Here is an 18,570-nt window from a genome sequence, read left to right as displayed (position 1 = left end):
ATTTCTCCGTGTTGAGGAGCTATGAATTGCCGCTCGATGCAATGAGGCGCGATGGCGTGACGCCGAAGAAGCCCCTTTATCGCCACCTCTATGTCCAGGTGCTCGCGGCCATTGCGCTTGGCGCGCTGTTCGGCTGGCTGGCGCCGCACGCCGCCGCGCAGGACTGGGTGAAGGCGCTCGGCGACGGCTTCGTCAAGCTCATCAAAATGGCGATCGCGCCGATCATCTTCTGCACGGTCGTCTCCGGCGTCGCCCATATCGAGGACGCGCGCAAAGTCGGCCGCGTCGGGCTCAAGGCGCTCCTCTATTTCGAGATCGTCTCCACATTCGCTCTCGCGCTTGGCCTGCTGATTGGAAATCTGGCGCAGGTCGGCGCTGGCTTCGCCGGCAAGCCCGACCCCTCCGCCATCGCCAAATATACGGCGCTCGCGGAAAAGCGCGGCGGCGTCGATTTTCTTCTCGACATCATTCCCGACAGCGCGATCGGCGCCTTCGCCAAAGGCGATATTCTGCAGGTTTTGCTGTTCTCGCTGCTCTTCGGCTTTGCGCTTCTCGCGCTCGGCGAGCGCGGCCGCGCGCTGCGGGTGATCATCGACGACGTCGGCCACGCCATGTTCGGGGTCATCGCGATCATCATGAAAGCCGCGCCGATCGGCGCCTTCGGCGCCATGGCCTATACGGTGGCGAAATATGGCTCAGCCGCGCTTCTGTCGCTCGCCGGACTCGTCGGTCTATTCTATCTCACGGCCGGGCTCTTCGTCGTCTTCGTGCTGGGCGTCATCGCGCGCGCGGCCGGCTTCAACATCTTCAGCCTTATCGCCTATCTGCGCGACGAACTGCTCATCGTGCTCGGCACATCCTCATCCGAAAGCGCCCTGCCCGCACTGATGGAGAAGCTGCAATGGCTCGGCTGCTCGAAGTCGGTCGTCGGACTGGTCGTGCCGACCGGCTATTCCTTCAATCTCGACGGCACCAACATCTATATGACGCTGACGACGCTGTTCATCGCGCGCGCGATGGGCGTCGAGCTGGACCTGTCCCATCAGGCGACCATCCTCATCGTCGCCATGCTGACGTCGAAAGGCGCGAGCGGCGTTTCCGGCGCGGGCTTCATCACTTTGGCGGCGACCTTGATGGCGGTCGATCCGCAGCTGGCGCCGGGCATGTCGCTTGTGCTCGGCGTCGATAAATTCATGAGCGAGTGCCGCGCCTTGACGAATTTCATCGGCAATGGCGTCGCCACCATCGTGGTCGCCGCCTGGGAGGGCGAGTTGGACCGCGCGCGGCTGACGGCGGGGCTCGCACGCAAGATTGATCCTTCCGATGTCGCGATCGGCGTCACGACGGAGTGAGACAGGAGCCCGCCGCCGCACGCAGGTGCTAAGCTTCGGAAAAAGAGAACAAAATTCCGCTGTGCTTGCGCGATGTTACGGCCGCTGCTAGAACAAAAATCGAACGTTCTGGGTCGAGAGGCGCAACCACATCATCTGTGGACAAGCCGAGCCGACGCGCCCCAGGACCGGCCTTTGCACTAGAGTGCCACGCGTCAAGCAAGCGGAGAGCGACATGGCGGGCAGCGTCAACAAGGTGATCCTGATCGGCAATCTCGGCCGCGATCCGGAGGTGCGGACGCTGCCGTCCGGCGATCGCGTCGTCTCCTTCTCGGTGGCGACCACCGAGTCCTGGCGCGATAAGAACACCGGCGAGCGCAAAGATCGCACCGAGTGGCACAATGTGTCGATCTTCAACGAAAATCTCGGGAAGATCGCCGAGCAATACTGCCGCAAGGGCTCCAAGATCTATCTCGAGGGCCAGTTGCAGACCCGCGAATATACCGACAAGGACGGCAATCAGCGCAAGGCGACCGATGTCGTGCTGCAGCGTTTTCGCGGCGAACTGACTCTGCTCGACAGCAAGGGCGGACGCAGCGAGGGCGGCGACTACGACAGCGGCTATAGCCAGAGCGGCGGATCCTTTGGCCGCTCCTCGCCGATGGAGCGCGGTCCCGCCGAGCGGCGTCCCGCCCCGGCCGGCAAGCTCTCCGACCAACTCGACGACGACATTCCCTTCTGATCCCAGGCGCGCTCTAAGAGCGACCGCGCGAGGCATATTGGAGGATGATGTCGGCCGCCCGAGCGCTCGGCGTTCGACCTGTCTCGAGCAGGCGCGCGCGGACGCGCTTGAAGGCCGCGAGCTGCGCTTCGCGCGCGGCGCTCTCGCGCAAGAGCGGCCTCAGCGCCTCGGCGAGCGCGCGCGGCGTCGCCGCCTCCTGCAGGAATTCCGGCACAATATTTTCGCCGATGATGAGATTGGGCAGCACGATCGATTCGACCTTGACGAGAAAGCGCAGCAACGATTCGGCGCGCGAGACCTTATAGGCGACCGCCATCGGAACGCCGGCGAGCGCCAGCTCCAGCGTCGCGACGCCGGACGTCACAAGCGCAGCGCGCGCATTTCGGAAGGCGGCGAATTTCTCCGCCTGGCCGATCAGACGCGGCGTCAGCGGCCATCCCCGCAATTCGCGTAGTAACGTCTTCTCAACGTTCGGCGCGACAGGAATGACGACCTCGAAGTCGGCGCGTTCGCGCAAAAGAAGTTCGAGCGCCTCGCCGTAAATCGGCGTCATGCGCCGCACTTCCGCAAGTCGCGACCCGGGTAGAACCAGCAGCGACCGCGCCGCGCCGCGATCGTGAGAAGGCCGCGTCAGCTCGTCGAGCCGCTCGACCAGCGGATGGCCGACATAGACGCATCGCGGCCCGCCAAGGCGAGCATGCGCCTGCGGCTCGAAGGGCAGCAGCGCCAGCAGGCAATCGACGTAATTGCGCATCGCGCGGGCGCGGCCGGGCCGCCACGCCCATACGGTCGGGCTGACGTAATCGACGATCGGCAGGTCAGGTCGGGAGGCCCGCACGCGACGCGCGACGCGATGGGTGAAATCCGGCGCGTCGATAATGACGAGACAATCCGGCGCCTGATCGACGACCGCGCGCGCCGTCTGTGCGATGCGCCGGACAAGGCGCGGCAGCCGCGCCAGGACCGGAATGAGGCCCATCACCGCGATGTCTTCGAGCGAAAACAACGAAACGAGGCCTTCGCGCGCCATCGCCTCGCCCCCGACGCCGGCAAAAACGGTCTCCGGACGCGCGGCGCGCAAAGCCCGCATCAGCGCTGCGCCGAGCTGATCGCCAGAGGCTTCGCCAGCGACAAGGAAGATGCGCGGCGCGCTCACGGCGACTCAGCGCGCGCGCGAGGCGCGCAAAGCGGTCGCGTCGAAGGCGCGCGCAGGAATTCGACGATCGCCGCAATGTCTGCGTCATCCGCGAAATCTCGGGACAGACAGTCGATGCGTTCGCTCAGCGCGCGCGCGTCACGCGTAAAGAGCAGGCGATACGCCCGGCGTAGCCGTTCGATGCGCTCCGGCGCGAAATCGCGCCGCTGCAGGCCGACGCGGTTGAGGCCGAAAAGATGGGCGCGGTTGCCCGACGCGAGCGTAAAGGGAATGACGTCGCCTTCGACGCCGGAAAGGCCGCCGACGAAAGCATGCGCGCCTATACGCACATTCTGATGCACCGCCGTCGCGCCGCCGATCATCGCATGGTCCCCAAGCTCGACGTGGCCGCCCAGCAGAACCTGATTGGACAGTATCACGTCGTCGCCCAGCCGACAGTCATGAGCGACGTGCGAAGCGGCAAGAAACACGCAGCGCGCCCCGATTCGCGTGCCTTCGCCCACGCCTGCATTAATGGTCACGCCTTCGCGAATGACGCATCCGTCTCCGATGGTCAGCGCGCCCTGCGCAAGCGCAGCTTTGATATCCTGCGACGGCAGTCCCACGGCGGCGAAGGGGAAAATCTTCGTGCGCGCGCCGATGCGGGTTCGGCCGCCGACGACGATATGGGAGAGGAGAGTCGCGCCGTCGCCGATCTCGACGCCCGCGCCGATATGGCAAAACGGGCCGATGGCGACGCCGGCGCAGAGCCGCGCGCCGTCTTCGACGACACTGGACGGATGAACCGAAGGGTTCAATGTCGCACTCGCCGCGCCGACGCTAGAGCGCGTTGCGAAAAGTGGGAACCGGTTTTTCGCATAGAGCGCGCTCTAAACTTTGGGAATCGATCACGTTATCTGCATTTGGGCTATTCCGCCCAAATGCAGCGTGATCTAGGCGCCCATCATGACGCTGATCTGCGCCTCGCAGACCAGCGCGCCGTCGACCATCGCGCGCCCAGAATACCACCAGATGTTTCGCTTCTGCGCGGTTTTGGTCATGTGGAATTCGACGCGGTCGCCGGGCGTCACTGGCTTGCGGAATTTCGCATTGTCGATCGTGACAAAATAAACGAGACGCGACCGATCCGCGCCCTTCAGCGCGCGGATGGCGATGACTCCGGCGGTCTGCGCCATCGCCTCGATGAGCAGGACGCCGGGCATGATGGGACGCTCGGGAAAGTGCCCCTGAAACTGCGGCTCGTTGACCGTGACATTCTTCAAGCCGACGCAGGATTCGTCGCCGCGGATGTCGAAGATGCGATCGATCAGCAAGAACGGATAACGGTGCGGCAGTTGGCTCATGATCTGCAAAATGTCGGCGCTCTCCAGAGTCGCGCCGGCCGCGGCCTCGGGCATTTCTTCCTCCCTCTCGAGGGCATGGCGAGCGCCATCCCAGTTTTTGCTTGTTTTTGCGTCGGCTTGTCTTACGTCGGCTTGTCCCTGCGCGCGAGTCGGTCGAGCAGCGCAGCGCCGCGCAAGAACCGCCGCAACGGTCGCGCGGGCGCGCCGCCCACCCGCGCCCCGGCCGGCAGGTCGCGCATCACCCCGGATTTGGCCGCAACCGCTGCGCCTTCGCCGATCGTGAGATGGCCGGCGACAGCGGATTGTCCGCCAAGCGCGACGAAATCGCCAATCTCACAGGAGCCGGCGAGTCCAGATTGGGCGACAATGGCGCAAAAACGCCCGATCACCACATTGTGGCCGATCTGCACGAGATTATCGATTTTGGTTCCCTCGCCGATGATCGTGTCGCGCGACGCGCCTCGATCAATCGTCGTATTGGCGCCGATCTCGACATCGTCCTGCACGATCACGCGACCGACCTGCGGCGTCTTGAGATAGCCTTCGCGCGTCGGCGCGAAGCCGAAGCCATCTTGGCCCAGCCGCGCCCCGGGGTGGATGACGACGCGGTCGCCGATCAGCGCATGGATAAGGCTCGCATGTGCGCCGATCGAACAATCGCGACCGATGCGCACATTGGGGCCGATCACCGCCTGCGGCCCGATAATCGTTCCGGCGCCGATCTCGGCGCCCGGCCCGATCACGGCGCCGGGATCAACGACCACGCCGGGTTCGAGTCGCGCCTGCGGATGCACCGCCGCTCCCGGAGAAACGCCGCTGGATTGGAATAGGGAGCCGGGCCGCAGCGCGTCCGGAAAGAGATGCGCGGCCGCAAGCGTCATCGCGCGCTGGGGATCGTCGACGACGAGCGCGACGACGGCCTTGGGCAGCAGATCAACATGGCGCGCGCGCAGGAAACAGGCGGTCGCTCGGCATTCCGAGAGCGCCTTGCGATAGCGCGGGTTGTCGTAGAAGCAGAGGTCGCCCGCCCTGCTCCAATCGAGCGGCGCGACGCCAATGATGAGGGGCGGCGGCGCAGGCTCGCCCGACGCTTGCGCACCGTCAGGGCCGCCGCGAATTTCTGCGCCGGCGATCCGCGCAATTTCGCTTAAAGGGGCGGGTCGCGCCAAGGGAAAGAAGGCCGCTGCGCTCACCCTGCAAGGACCTGCGCCGCACGTGGGCGTGGGGCAAAACCTTCACACGCTGCGCCTCGCGTGCGCGCGTTTGTTGGGCGTTGCGCCGTCCGCCGGGCGCGGTTCGCCCGGCGATCGTCTCCAATCATTAGAAGTTGGTGCCGCCGCTGAAGCGGAAGTTCTGGGTGATGTCGCCATAGACCTTCGAGGTCACGACCGCGTAGTCGAAGCGGATCGGCCCCATGGGCGAATTCCACAACACCGAAGCGCCGACCGACGAGCGGATGGCGAATTTATTCGCGATCGGCACCACGCAATTGCCCTGGCCGAAGCCCGCCTGCGGCGTATAGGCGCCGATGCAGGTCACGCCGGGAATCGTCGGCAGATTGTTGGCGTAGTTCGTCTTGCCGCTAAAATTCCATAGCGAACCGGCGTCGGCGAAGAGCGCGCCTCTCAAGCCCAGATCCTTGGGCAGGTACCAGAACGGGAACTGAACTTCGAGCGATGCGCCGACATAGTTGGAGCCGCCCAGCGAGTTGCCGCGGTTGTTGTTGAAGCTCGTCAGAATGTTCGAATCGCGGGGACCAATGCCGCCCGGCGCGAAGCCGCGCACCAAGCTGGGGCCGAGGTTGAAATTGTCCTGAATGCGCGGCTTGTAGCCGCCGAAGGTCGACAGATCGCCGCCCTGCAGACGGGCGATGCCGACCACGTCGTCCAGATAGGGAATCTCGCGGAAGTAGCGAATATCGCCGGTCGTGCGCAGATAGCGCGAGCCGCCGCCGAGACCCGCCACGTCCTGATTGAGCGAAGCCAGCCAGCCGTTATGGGGGTTCTTGAAGTTGTCGATGGTGCTGTAGTTCAGCGAATAGCCGACGAGCGACGTCAGCAGCCCGCCCTGCGACTCCTTGATCGCGAGCGAGGCTTCGCCGTTCGATTGGCAGTTGACCAGGAGGTTCGGATATTCGGGCTGCGGGTAGAACGGAGTGAAACCAGGCGTGTAGCCAAACACCGGCACCAAACAGTCGTTGTAAGGACGATTCTTGTCGTTCGGGATTGAGATCGTCGTCTGATAGATCGAGTAGTGCGGCGAGAAGCTGAGCTCTTCGGTGACCGGTATGCCGAAGCGCAACGTGCCGCCGTAGGACGTCGAGCTGTAGATCGAGTAGTTATAAGCGTCCTGCCGACGCACGAAGACGTCGAAGCCGGCGGCGATGCGCTGGTCGAGGAAATAAGGCTCCGTGAAGCTGAACGTCACGCCGCGAGCGATCTGGCCGCCCTGCACCGAAAGGCGCACCGCCTGGCCGCGGCCCATGAAGTTGCTTTCTGACACCGACACTTCGGCGATGAAGCCCTGGTTCGTCGAATAACCGCCAGAGATGCCGAAGTTGCCGGTGGGCTGGTCCTCGACGTCGACGTTCAGGATCACGCGGTCCGGCGCTGAGCCCGGCTCATTGGTGATTTTGACCCTCTTGAAATAGCCGAGGCCATTCAGCCGGCGTTCGGCGCGGTCGATCAGGACGCGGTTATAGGCGTCGCCCTCGCCGATATCGAACTCGCGGCGAATGACGTAGTCGCGCGTGCGCGTGTTGCCGCGAATGTTGATGCGTTCAATATAGACCCGCGGCCCTTCCTCGAGCAGGAACTGGATCGCGACCGTCTGATCGGCTGGATTGCGTTCGCCGCGCGGGCGCGCCTGGGTGAAGGCATAGCCCTTCCTGGCGATTTCGCGGGTCAGCGCTTCGACGGTCTTCTCAACCGCGTCGCCGTTGTAGACGTCGCCCGGCGCAAGCCGCAGCAAATCATTCAACGCGGCGCCGTCCACGTCGGGAAGATGGGATTCGACGCTGACCGTTGACACCCGATACTGCGGGCCCTCGTTCACCACGACGGTGATGATGTAACCGCCGGCCGTCGGATCGAACTGCACGTCGGAGCTGATCACGCGGAAATCGGCGTAGCCGTTCTTGAGATAGAATCGACGAATGAGTTCCAGGTCCGCGGCGATGCGGTCGGGATCATAAACGTCGCTTGTCTTGAGGAACGACAGGAAGTTCATTTCCGTCGTCTCCATCATGCCGACGAGACGGCGTGTGGAGTAGACCTCATTCCCGATGAATCGGATCTCCTTAACGCCGGTCTTATCGCCTTCAACGATGGTGAAGACCAGATCGACTCGTCCGTTCGGCAGATCAACCGTGCGATAGCTCACTTTCGCCGCAGCGCGTCCCGACCGGCGATAGACTTCCGTCAATCGCGCCACGTCGGCCTCGGCCATCTGCGGGTTGAATTCCGTGCGGGCGCGCGAGCGCACCTGCTCCTGCAGCATGTCGGTTTTGACCTTGCTGTTGCCCTCGAACGCGATCCGATTGATGTCGGCGGCGGCGAACGCCGGAACGCTAAACGCCAGCAGAGCGGCCACGACCGCGAACAGGAACGATGATTTCCAAATGCTGCTGATTGAGCGCATAAAGTGCAGGTCCTCGTCGCAACGTCGCCGCCCGGGCCGCGGCGCGAAACTCATGTAAATGCGCCGGCGATCGGCGCTTGGCCGGCGGTGAGCGATTCCTTCTACAAGGTTTACCCCACCCTGCAAATGCAGATTAAATGTTGTTTCTGCAATTTGTCGAAGGCGTGACGTTAAAGCCACGATTCATGGTCAGCGCATGGTTAAGACGTGGCGCCGCAAACGTCATCATGTCCAAATTACGACGGGAATCGCGCGCTTAAACGGCATCCTGCGCGCACGTCGTTGCAGCGGCCGCGTGCGCCCATGCAGGTTCCGAAAAAGCTGACAGCATTTTCGATGAGAACCCGCTCCAGCATTTTTATTTAGAGCGATTCCTTTCGATCACATGATTCCAAGTGATCTTGGAAACGCGCTAGGAGCCTGAGCCGGTGAGCTTGTGAATAAGCCGCGCGATGTCGTTGTAGGTCGAGAAAATCATCAGCGCGCCGACCATCGCGAGACCCACTCGGAAGGCGACTTCCTGCGCGCGCTCGTTGAGCGCGCGGCCGCGCGCCGCCTCAATCGCGAAGAACAGCAAATGTCCGCCGTCGAGCAGCGGCACCGGCATGAGGTTGAGCAGGCCGATTGAAACCGAGAGAATCGCGATGAGGCTCAACAGCGGCGCGATGCCGACCTTGGAGACCGCCTGCGCCATTTGTCCCGAGACTTGCGCGATGCCAATCGGTCCGGAGAGCTGATCGGCGCTCTCCCGTCCAGTGACCAGTCCGCCGATATAATTTCCGGTGCGGCGCACGACCGTCCAAGTTTCCTGCACGCCCATCGCCACCGCGTCGGCAGGTCCGTAGCGTTCCCGACGGATGTCGGCTGCGGCCTTTGACGCCTGAATGCCCAGCATGCCGATTCGGATTTTGCCGATCGCGCTCTCGACCTCGCGCAGGGCGGGAACAACCGGAAGCGTCAGCTGCTCATCGCCGCGTTGAATCACGAAAACGAGTTTTTTGTCGGCCGAGCTCGAAACGATTTCCTGCAGATTCGAAAAGGAGTCGACCGGCGCGCCGTCGACGGTCAGCACCAGGTCGCCGGCCATGAAGCCCGCAGCGGCGCCAGCGCCGCCAGGCGTCAGCGAGCCGACGCGCGGCGCATAGACCGTCCGCCCATAAACGCCGAAGAGAATTGCGAAAATCGCGATCGCCAGAATGAAATTCGCAAAAGGACCAGCGAAGACGATGGCGGCGCGCTTCCATACCGACTGCGCCGCGAAGGTCACCGCGCGCTCGCTCTCGGGCATCGCGCGCACGGCTTCGGGGTCCGGCGCGCTTGCGGCGTTGGCGTCGCCATGGAAGCTGACATAGCCGCCGAGCGGAATGCTGGCGATGCGCCAGCGCGTGCCGAGACGATCCACCCGAGACCACAGCTCCGGTCCGAAGCCGATAGAGAAGGCGTCCACCTTCACGCCGCACCATCGGCCGACGATGAAGTGTCCAAATTCGTGCACGAACACGACCAGCGTGAGAACGAGCACGAAGGGGATGAGATAAAAGGCGAAGGTCGTCAGGAGGTCTAGCAAAGCGCTGTCTCGCAGGTCTCGCTTGCGCCCAGCCTGCCGGCGGCGCGCGCCATGATCACTGAAGCAGCATGCCTGATGCGGCACGCCCGGCCAAGGCCGATCGTGATCTTTCTCTGACAATATGGTCCACCGCGAGGGCATCCTCAACTGTTGCGGGCGCATTTGCGGTTCCGTCGCGCAAAGCGGCCTCGCAGGCCTCCGCCACATGGCGAGCGATTCCGTCGAAGGAAATGCGGCGATCGAGGAAGGCTTCGACGGCGATTTCATTGGCGGCGTTGAGCACGGTCGGCAGGCCGCCGCCGGCGCGCAGAACGTCGAGAGCCAGTTTCAGCGCAGGAAACCGATCAAAATCAGGGGCTTCGAATGTCAGCGTGGCGATTTTCGCCAGATCGAGGCGCGGCGTCGGGGTCGTCAGCCGGTCGGGATAGCCCAGACAATGGGCGATCGGCGTGCGCATGTCCGGCACGGCGATTCCCGCGGTCACCGAGCCGTCGGAAAAAGCGACGAGGCCGTGGACGATCGACTGCGGATGGACCACGACTTCGAGCTTTTCGGCCGGAATGCCGAAAAGATGATGAGCCTCGATCAGTTCGAGCCCCTTATTCATCATGCCAGCCGAGTCGACGGTTATTTTCGGGCCCATCGCCCAATTGGGATGGTTGAGCGCCTCCTCGACGCTCGCCTCGGAGATGCGCTCCTTGCTCCAGGTGCGGAAGGGTCCGCCAGAGGCGGTGACGATCATGCGTTCGATGCGGGAGGGGTCTTCGCCGCCGAGCGCCTGGAAAATGGCGTTGTGTTCGCTGTCCATCGGCAGCAGCCGCACGCCCATTTCCGCCGCCGTCCGCATGAACGGCACGCCCGCGCAGACGAGACATTCCTTATTGGCGAGCGCCACGTCGCGGCCGGCGGCCAGCGCCGCGTAGGTCGGCTCGACGCCGGCGGCGCCGACGATGGCCGAGACCACGAGATCGGCGTCGCGCAGCGCGGCCTCGATGACCGCCTCGCGACCCGCGGCGACCTGAGTGTTGGTCCCGGCGAGCGCTTCCTTGAGCGCCGCATAGGCGCTCTCGTCGCGGATCGCCGCGAATTCGGCCCTGACCGCGCGGGCGACGCGCGCGAGCGCCTCGACATCGCGGCCGCCCGCCACCGCCGACACCGAAAACCCCTCCGGATCGCGTTCGAGAATGTCGACCGTCGAACGGCCGATCGAACCCGTCGCGCCCAGCAGCACGATGCGGCGCGGGGCCAGCGCCCTCGGCTGAGCCGGGGCGTGCGCGTGAAACTGTCCGTTTGCTAATGCCATTGGCTCCGCCCTACCAGAAGAAAAGACCGGCCGCCACCGACGGCGCGCCGCGCAGCAGGCCCACCGCCGCCGCGAAGGCGCTGGCGAAGATGAAGCCGTCGAGCCGATCCATGACGCCGCCATGGCCGGGAATGAGCTGGCTCGAGTCCTTCACCCCAAAGCGGCGCTTGACCGAAGATTCGAAAAGATCGCCGACTTGCGAAAAGGCGGCGGCGGCCAATCCGACCAGGAACACACGCCAGTTCGCAAGTTGCGGGCCGGCGCCGAGGTAAACGGCGACGAGGCCAAGGAATGCGCCGCAGAGGACGCCGGTGATGGTGCCGGACCATGTCTTGCCGGCCGAGACGCGCGGCCAAAGCTTGGGTCCGCCGATCAACCTGCCGCCAAAATAGGCAAAGACATCGGTGCCCCAGACCACGGCGAACAGGAAGGCGATCGCGAGCGCGCCGACATCAGCCGATTCGCGCAAGAGACATACCGAGAAGGCGAGCGCGCCGGCGTAGACGACGCCCGTCGCCGCCCAGAGCCGACGCTCGGCCCCCGCCAGCGCTGCGCCCGCAAGGGCAAAAGCCGCGATCGCGAGCGCGGCGGCGCCTGGCATAAACACCCGTCCAAACGCCATTGCGGCGGCGACCGCCGCGCCGCCGACGGCGATTCTGGCGGCGCGACCCTCGCCGCCGATCAGGTTCTGCCACTCCCAACTCACTGCGAAAGCGGCCGCCAGCCAGAAGAGCGCGAAGACGTCGCCGCCAAGATAGAGCGCGCCGAGCGCCGCAGAGACCATCGCCACGGCGGAGGCGACGCGCGGCCCGAGGTCGGCGAACCCTCCGGCAGACGACTTCGACCGGCCGGCGCCGCTTATGGCTGGCTCCCTTTGATCCGCCGTCATGAAGCGGTCTTGGCGCTGCGCGCCGCGGCTTCAAGCCCGCCGAAGCGCCGATCGCGATGGGCGTATTCGGCGATCGCGGCCGCCAGCGCCCCCTCATCGAAATCGGGCCAGAGAATCGGCAAGAAGATGAATTCGGCGTAAGCCGCCTGCCACAGCAGGAAATTCGACAGCCGCTGCTCGCCCGACGTGCGGATAATCAGGTCGGGATCGGGAATGTCCGCCGTATCGAGCCGTTGCGCGATGGCGTCGGCGTCGATCTCCTCGGGCGCCAGTCGGCCTTGCGCCACCATTTCCGCGAGCGCGCGGGCCGCGGCCGCGATCTCCTGCCGCGCGCCATAGTTGAACGCGACGACGAGGGTCAGCCCGGAGTTCGCCTGCGTCATCTGCTCGGCCTCGCGCAGCAGGTCCGAGATGTCGGGCGCGAGCTCGGCGCGCGCGCCGATGACCCGCACGCGCACATTGCTCGCGTGCAACTCCGCCAGATCGTTGCGGATGAAGCGATGCAGCAGCGATAGGAGGCTTTCCACCTCCTCGCGCGGACGCGACCAGTTTTCCGCCGAGAAGGAATAGACCGTCAGATAGCCGATGTTGAGCTTGATCGCCGCCCGCACCGTGCGACGCAGCGCCTCGACGCCGCGCCGATGCCCTTCGAATCGCGGCAAGCCCCGCTTCGCCGCCCAGCGGCCGTTGCCGTCCATGATCAGCGCGACATGACGCGGCGCCGCGCGCGCGCGCTGCGCGTTCGTTTGCGCCTCCAGAATGTCGCTTTCCGTCATATTCGGGTTCCGAATGGCCATGGGACCTGCGCCAGGCGACGTCGCAGCGTCCTAGACCTGCATGATTTCCTTTTCCTTGGCGGCGAGCGCGGCGTCGATCTCCTTCACCGTCTCGTCCGTCGCCTTCTGCACCTCTTGTTCGTGACGCTTCTCATCGTCCTCGGGAATCGCGTGATCCTTTAGCAACTTCTTGAGAATGTCGAGGCCGTCGCGGCGCACGTGGCGCACGGAGACCCGCGCCTCCTCGGCGTATTTATGCGCGACTTTGACGAGTTCCTTGCGGCGCTGCTCGTTCAGCTCCGGCATGCGTATGCGCAAGTTCTGACCTTCAACCGTCGGCTGAAGACCGAGATTGGCCTCGCGAATCGCCTTATCCACGGCGATGACCAACGCCTTGTCCCATACCTGCACCGAAAGAAGCCGCGGCTCGGGCACGCTGACGGTGGCGACCTGATTGAGCGGCGAAACCTGCCCATAAGCTTCAACATGAATCGGATCGAGCAAGCTCGTCGAGGCGCGTCCCGTGCGAAGCCCGCCGAATTCGTGCTTGAGCGTCGCGACCGCGCCCTGCATGCGGCGCTTCATATCCGCAAGGTCAAAAGTTTCCGCCATGTTCACAACCTGTCTTTGATCTGTCGCCGCTCTCACGAACACTCGCGCGGCTCGGCTTCTTATGTTTTCATACATGGCGCGGCGAAAAGGCGCACGCCGCCGCCCTCGCCGGCGCTGCGGCTCCGCGGCGCAAGATTTATTGCACGATTTCGCGTCGCGCGCGAAAGCGTCTTACGGCGCGACGAGGGTGGCGCGCGCCTGACCGGAAAGCGCCCCGTCGATGGCGCCGGCCTCGGCGATCGAAAAGACCAGAATCGGGATTTTATTCTCGCGGGCGAGCGCGAAGGCCGCCGTATCCATCACCGCCAGGTTTTTGGCGATCGCCTCGTCATGGCTCAAGCGGTCATAGCGCTGCGCGGTCGGATCGCGCTTGGGATCGGCGGTGTAGACGCCATCGACCTGCGTGGCTTTGAGCACCGCGTCGGCGGACAGCTCCGCGGCGCGCAACACCGCGCCGGTGTCGGTCGTGAAGAAGGGATTGCCGGTGCCTCCGGCCGCAATGACGACGCGTCCCTTAGCCAGATGATGCAGGGCGGCGCGGCGCGAAAAGGATTCGCATATGGACGGCATGGTGACGGCGGAGAGGCAGCGCGCCTGCCGCCCCTGCCCTTCGACCGCCTGCTCCAGCGCCAGCCCGTTCATCACCGTCGCCAGCATGCCGATCGAATCGGCGCGCGCGCGCTCGATCCCGGTGTCGGCGCCCTTGATGCCGCGAAAGAAATTGCCGCCGCCGACGACGACGGCGATCTCATGCCCCGCGTCCGCGGCGGTCGCGAGGTCCGCGGCGATGCGGGCGAGCGTGACGGCGTCAAGCCCGTGCGGCGCCGCGCCCTGCAGGGCTTCCCCGGACAATTTGACGACCACACGCTTGAATCGTCGCGTCGACGTGAGGTCGGACATGAGGCGTCTCTCGGTGGCTGAAGCGGGGCGCGTTCTTCTTACGGACGCCGAGCGGCGCCCGCAAGTGAGGCAGTCGCACGAGTTCTGAATGAAGCCACTGTCACGAGCCAACGGGAGCCGCGACGCAGGAATTGAAGCGTACAGACTTGGGGCGAGCGATTACGGCCCCACCTCGCCGCCCGTCGCGCCGAAGACCTGTCCCGTCGTGAAGCTCGCTTCATTGGACGCGAGCAGCACATAAAGCGGCGCAATTTCCGCCGGTTGTCCCGGGCGCCCCAGCGGCGTGTCGGCGCCAAATTCGGCGAGGTGATCGGGAAATTGTCCGCCGCTCGGCTGCAGCGCCGTCCAGAACGGGCCGGGCGCCACGGCGTTGACCCTGATGCCTTTGTCGGCGAGCTGCTTCGCCAGACATCTGGTGAAGTTGAGAATGGCGGCCTTGGTCGCCGAATAATCCAGAAGCTGCGGCGAAGGATCGAAGGCGACGATCGAACTCGTATTGATGATCGACGATCCCGGCTGGAGATGCGGAATCGCGGCTTTCGTGATCCAGAACAGCGCGTAGAGATTGGTTTGAAACGTCCAGTCGAGATCCTCGATCGTAATGTCGAGAATCGATTGGCGCGCATGCTGGCGCGCGGCGTTGTTGACGAGAATATCCAGGCCGCCAAGATCGCGCGCCGCATCGTCGACGAGCTTGCGGCAAAAGCCCTCGTCGCGAATATCTCCTGGAAGCGCCACCGCATTGACGTCGGCCTCGCCCAGAAGAGTCATGACCTCCTTCGCGTCCGCCTCCTCCTCCGGCAGATAATTGATCGCGACGTCGGCGCCCTCGCGGGCGAAGGCGATCGCCGCGGCGCGGCCGATGCCGCTGTCGCCGCCGGTGATGAGCGCCTTGCGGCCAAGCAGACGCCCCGAGCCGCGGTAGCTCTCCTCGCCGTGATCGGGACGCGGCGTCATGAGGCCGGCGAGACCCGGCCAGGGCTGCGTCTGCTTTTCGAAGGGCGGCTTGGGATAGAGTTCGCGCGGATCGCGCAGTCCCCGCGCGGACGGCGCGTCATCGAAGCCGAGCACGGAGGTGTCGGTTTCGATCACGCTCGCAACGCGCGGTCCGCGAATCATGTCGTCTGCGGCGGTCTTCTTGGCGCGCATGCGATGCTCCTCCTGCTCGATCTTCGCCTTGCGACGAAAACCAACATCCGGAGCCTAAACGCCGCCCGCCCGCGATTGTTTCGCGTGGGGGCGATAACCAAAAGCATCGCCAACAGCCGTTGCATCCTCTTCGCGCACTCAGCGCGAAGCACAGAGAGGCGGAGATGAAGGTCGCTGCGCCTATGCGGGGGAGTGACGACGCGGACTTTCAGCCGTCATGGCCGGGCTTGTCCCGGCCATCCACTTCGAGAGGCTGAGTTACGCTGAGAGGCTCGCGTAGCGTCGCTGCGTGGATGCCCGCACAAGGCCGGTGCATGACGCGGAGAGGTCGCGGACACAAAAAGGCCGGGGTCAACGCCCCGGCCCGCACTAACCTTTTCACCACAAGCGGAGGGAATGACTTACCCCTTCACAGCGGCCGCGACCTCCGCGGCGAAGTCGCTCGTCTGTTTCTCGATGCCTTCGCCGAGCGCGTAGCGCACGAAGCCCTTGATGGCGATCGGCGCGCCGGCCTTGCCCTCTAGCTCCTTCACCGCCTGCGCCACGGTCTTGCCGCTGTGGTCAGGATGGTTCGAGACCTGATCGAGCATGCAGACCTCCTTGGCGTAGGTCTTGATGCCAGAGTCGATGATCTTCTGCAGCACGTTCTCCGGCTTGCCGGCGTTCTTCTCGGCAAGCAGCTTCTTCTCGCGCTCGACCGTCGCCGGGTCGAGGCCCGAGGCGTCGAGCGCCAGCGGATTCGCCGACGCGACATGCATGGCGAGCTGGCGCGCGAGCGTCGCCAGCACGTCCTTGTCGCCCTTCGATTCGAGCGCGACGATCACCGCGATCTTGCCCTGGCCGTCGACGACCTGCGCATGCACATAGCGGCCGACCACGCCCTCGCCGACGCTGAGCGCGGCGGCGCGGCGCAGCGTCAGGTTCTCGCCGATGCCGGCGATCGCATGGGTGATCGCTTCGCTCACCGTTCCGCCGCCGGGATAGGCTTCCTTGCCGAGCGCCTCGACGTCGCTCTTGCCGCTCTTTAAGGCGACTTCGGCGATGTTCTTCACAAGCGTCTGGAAATCGGCGTTGCGGGCGACGAAGTCCGTCTCCGAATTCACCTCGACGACGACGCCCGAATTCTCCGAGACGAGCGCGGCGACAAGTCCTTCGGCGGCAACGCGATCGGCTTTCTTCGCGGCCTTGGAGAGGCCCTTCTTGCGCAGCCAGTCGACCGCCGCTTCAAACTCGCCGTCCGTCTGGGTGAGCGCCGCCTTGCAATCCATCATGCCCGCGCCGGTGCTCTCGCGCAGTTCCTTTACAAGGGCGGCGGTGATCGTAGCCATGGCTGAAATTCCTTCTCAAGGGAGTCATGCGACGACGCCGGCCCACTTGGACCGGCGCGCGCGTCTTAAAGCATTGGACTTGACGGATCGACTTAGCCGGCGAGGAGCGCCTTCGCCTGATCGACCCAGCCGTCACGCGCAATGCGGCCGTTTAGCTTCAATTCGCCGTCGAGTTTTTCGACGTCCGCCGGAGTCATCGCGGCAAGCTGCCAATAATGATAGACGCCGGCGTCGTTGAGTTTCTTGACGAGCTGCGGGCCGACGCCGTGCAGCTTGGCGAGATCGTCCGGGGCGCCGCGCGGCGCCGACAGCAGTTCGAAGGCCTCGAGAGGCGTCTCGGTATCCGTCCCGGCGGTTTCGGCGGGACGCAAATCTTCGCGCACCACGGCGCGCGTCTCGAGCGCGGGCTCAAGCGCCGGCGACTCATCGGCGCCGATATCGATTCCCACCGAGCCCTGGCTGCGCGAAATGCCGTCGATGGCGGCTCTCGCCACGAGATCGCAGTAGAGCGCGATGGCGCGGCCCGCATCGTCGTTGCCGGGGATCGGATGGGTGACGCCATCCGGATCGCAATTGGTGTCGAGCACGGCGACCACGGGAATCTTTAGGCGATTCGCCTCCTTGATCGCGAGCTGCTCTTTGTTGGTGTCGATCACGAAGATCAGATCCGGCGTGCCGCCCATATCCTTAATGCCGCCGAGCGCCTTTTCGAGCTTGTCGCGCTCGCGGGTCAGCAGCAGACGCTCTTTCTTGGTGATGCCCGAAGCGCCGGCCGAAAGCTGCTCGTCGAGCTTGCGCAGACGGGTGATCGATCCGGAAATCGTCTTCCAATTGGTCAGCGTGCCGCCCAACCAGCGGGAATTGATGTAATATTGAGCGCTCCGCTTGGCGGCGTCGGCGATCTGCTCCTGCGCCTGGCGCTTGGTGCCCACGAACAGCACGCGACCGCCCTTGGAGACAGTGTCCGAAATCGTCTTCAGCGCCTGATGGAGCAGCGGCACCGTCTGGGCGAGATCGATGATGTGGATGTTGTTGCGGGCGCCAAAGATGAAAGGCGCCATCTTCGGGTTCCAGCGATGCGACTGATGGCCGAAGTGAGCGCCGGCCTCCAGGAGGCCGCGCATGGTGAAATCGGGCAGAGCCATAGTGTCTTTTCTCCGGTTGAACCTCGGCGAGAGAATAAAGAGGCCGGAGAGCCGGCCACCGGAGCGACGTCTTGAGGCAGACGCCGCGTAACCCTCGCCTGTGGAATGGCGCGCTTATAGGCGATGCGCCTACGTCCGGCAAGGGCCGCGGCCAGCCGACCCGCGCGGACGCTTTAGCCGTTTGACGCGTGCCGGCGGATCGGGGTCGGACAGGAACGCGAGGACAAGGAAATGCGCTTAATTTTTTGCAGCGGCCGCGACGTTCTGTCGCATGTTAATTAATTGAATCAAAAAAGTAATTTTGCTTTTTTGGCGGGCGTTTCAGTCCCAGCAGGAGCGCATTGCCATCCGATCCGAAACAAGCTAGGCTCCCTCTCGATGCGGCAAGCATTCACGTAAAATCAAGAACAGGGGGAAAACGCATGGCCGTCAACGTTCACAATACCGGCGATATCGGCAAGATGCTGCTTTGGATCGCCGCCTTCGTCGCCTTCGTCGTCGTCGCTCTGACCTGGGTTCCGGACTGGATTTCTCCTGAAGGAACCAACGGCACGGGCAACCGTAACGGCATCCAGGGCGAAGGCGTTGGCTCTACCGCCCGCATGATCCAGTAAAACATACCCCTGCCGAAAAGACTCGCCGGGCGCGCAAGCTCCCGGCCCTTGTCTTTCTGGCGGGTGATCGGCCGGT

General features: G+C 64.5%; 17 protein-coding genes. 3 read left to right on the top strand and 14 right to left on the bottom strand.

The window, feature by feature from the left end; all coding sequences use genetic code 11:
• Nucleotides 1–41: 41 nt before the first annotated feature.
• Together dctA and ssb are read left to right on the top strand one after the other, a co-directional pair.
• Nucleotides 42–1,352, top strand: a complete 1,311-nt coding sequence (gene dctA / locus IYX23_RS14090) for a C4-dicarboxylate transporter DctA (protein ID WP_196393474.1) — start codon at nt 42–44, stop codon at nt 1,350–1,352.
• Nucleotides 1,353–1,566: 214 nt separating this feature from the next.
• Nucleotides 1,567–2,073, top strand: a complete 507-nt coding sequence (gene ssb / locus IYX23_RS14085) for a single-stranded DNA-binding protein (protein ID WP_196393383.1) — start codon at nt 1,567–1,569, stop codon at nt 2,071–2,073.
• 13 nt (nt 2,074–2,086) lie between these two features.
• On the opposite strand, the gene lpxB is transcribed toward ssb, so the two are convergent.
• The 14 genes from lpxB to IYX23_RS14015 all read right to left on the bottom strand — a co-directional run bounded on the left by lpxB (nt 2,087) and on the right by IYX23_RS14015 (nt 17,880).
• A complete protein-coding gene (gene lpxB / locus IYX23_RS14080) occupies nt 2,087–3,229 on the bottom strand; it encodes a lipid-A-disaccharide synthase (protein WP_196393382.1) in 1,143 nt (380 codons plus the stop codon).
• Nucleotides 3,226–4,026, bottom strand: coding sequence for an acyl-ACP--UDP-N-acetylglucosamine O-acyltransferase (gene lpxA, locus IYX23_RS14075; protein ID WP_196393381.1), 801 nt, complete (start codon nt 4,024–4,026; stop codon nt 3,226–3,228). Before lpxA ends, lpxB begins: the two co-directional genes overlap by 4 nt.
• A gap of 135 nt (nt 4,027–4,161) precedes the next feature.
• Nucleotides 4,162–4,626 (bottom strand): 3-hydroxyacyl-ACP dehydratase FabZ, encoded by a 465-nt coding sequence (gene fabZ, locus IYX23_RS14070; RefSeq protein WP_196393380.1) that lies wholly within the window; start codon nt 4,624–4,626, stop codon nt 4,162–4,164.
• A gap of 68 nt (nt 4,627–4,694) precedes the next feature.
• Nucleotides 4,695–5,765, bottom strand: a complete 1,071-nt coding sequence (gene lpxD / locus IYX23_RS14065; RefSeq protein WP_196393379.1) for a UDP-3-O-(3-hydroxymyristoyl)glucosamine N-acyltransferase — start codon at nt 5,763–5,765, stop codon at nt 4,695–4,697.
• 127 nt (nt 5,766–5,892) lie between these two features.
• Nucleotides 5,893–8,211, bottom strand: a complete 2,319-nt coding sequence (gene bamA / locus IYX23_RS14060) for an outer membrane protein assembly factor BamA (protein ID WP_196393378.1) — start codon at nt 8,209–8,211, stop codon at nt 5,893–5,895.
• Nucleotides 8,212–8,623: 412 nt separating this feature from the next.
• Nucleotides 8,624–9,778 carry an RIP metalloprotease gene (locus tag IYX23_RS14055; protein ID WP_196393377.1) on the bottom strand — a complete coding sequence of 385 codons (1,155 nt, stop codon included), beginning with the start codon at nt 9,776–9,778 and terminating at the stop codon, nt 8,624–8,626.
• A gap of 55 nt (nt 9,779–9,833) precedes the next feature.
• Complete coding sequence (dxr, locus tag IYX23_RS14050; protein WP_196393376.1) at nt 9,834–11,081, bottom strand: 1-deoxy-D-xylulose-5-phosphate reductoisomerase; 1,248 nt, start codon at nt 11,079–11,081, stop codon at nt 9,834–9,836.
• A 10-nt stretch (nt 11,082–11,091) separates the two neighbouring features.
• The gene (locus IYX23_RS14045; RefSeq protein ID WP_196393375.1) at nt 11,092–11,970 is read right to left on the bottom strand and encodes a phosphatidate cytidylyltransferase; all 879 of its coding nucleotides are present in this window, start codon (nt 11,968–11,970) and stop codon (nt 11,092–11,094) included.
• The gene (locus IYX23_RS14040) at nt 11,967–12,746 is read right to left on the bottom strand and encodes an isoprenyl transferase (RefSeq protein ID WP_196393374.1); all 780 of its coding nucleotides are present in this window, start codon (nt 12,744–12,746) and stop codon (nt 11,967–11,969) included. The genes IYX23_RS14045 and IYX23_RS14040 overlap by 4 nt, the downstream gene beginning before the upstream one ends.
• A gap of 51 nt (nt 12,747–12,797) precedes the next feature.
• Entirely contained in the window at nt 12,798–13,358 is a 561-nt protein-coding gene (gene frr, locus IYX23_RS14035; protein WP_014892614.1) for a ribosome recycling factor, read from the bottom strand.
• A gap of 171 nt (nt 13,359–13,529) precedes the next feature.
• Nucleotides 13,530–14,258: a UMP kinase gene (gene pyrH, locus IYX23_RS14030; RefSeq protein ID WP_196393373.1), complete on the bottom strand. Its 729-nt coding sequence runs from the start codon at nt 14,256–14,258 to the stop codon at nt 13,530–13,532.
• 159 nt (nt 14,259–14,417) lie between these two features.
• Nucleotides 14,418–15,407, bottom strand: coding sequence for an SDR family oxidoreductase (locus tag IYX23_RS14025; protein WP_246716803.1), 990 nt, complete (start codon nt 15,405–15,407; stop codon nt 14,418–14,420).
• A gap of 401 nt (nt 15,408–15,808) precedes the next feature.
• Nucleotides 15,809–16,735 carry a translation elongation factor Ts gene (gene tsf / locus IYX23_RS14020; RefSeq protein ID WP_196393372.1) on the bottom strand — a complete coding sequence of 309 codons (927 nt, stop codon included), beginning with the start codon at nt 16,733–16,735 and terminating at the stop codon, nt 15,809–15,811.
• 92 nt (nt 16,736–16,827) lie between these two features.
• Nucleotides 16,828–17,880, bottom strand: coding sequence for a 30S ribosomal protein S2 (locus IYX23_RS14015; protein WP_196393371.1), 1,053 nt, complete (start codon nt 17,878–17,880; stop codon nt 16,828–16,830).
• Between the two features lie 422 nt (nt 17,881–18,302).
• On the opposite strand from IYX23_RS14015, the gene IYX23_RS14010 reads away from it, so the two are divergent.
• The gene (locus IYX23_RS14010; RefSeq protein ID WP_014892607.1) at nt 18,303–18,494 is read left to right on the top strand and encodes a hypothetical protein; all 192 of its coding nucleotides are present in this window, start codon (nt 18,303–18,305) and stop codon (nt 18,492–18,494) included.
• The last annotated feature ends 76 nt before the right edge of the window (nt 18,495–18,570 follow it).

It is taken from the genome of Methylocystis sp. L43 (assembly GCF_015709525.1).
In the GTDB taxonomy this organism is placed as follows: Bacteria; Pseudomonadota; Alphaproteobacteria; order Rhizobiales; family Beijerinckiaceae; genus Methylocystis.
Note: the sequence above shows the minus strand (reverse complement) of the source record. Positions and strands in the feature narration are given on the sequence as shown.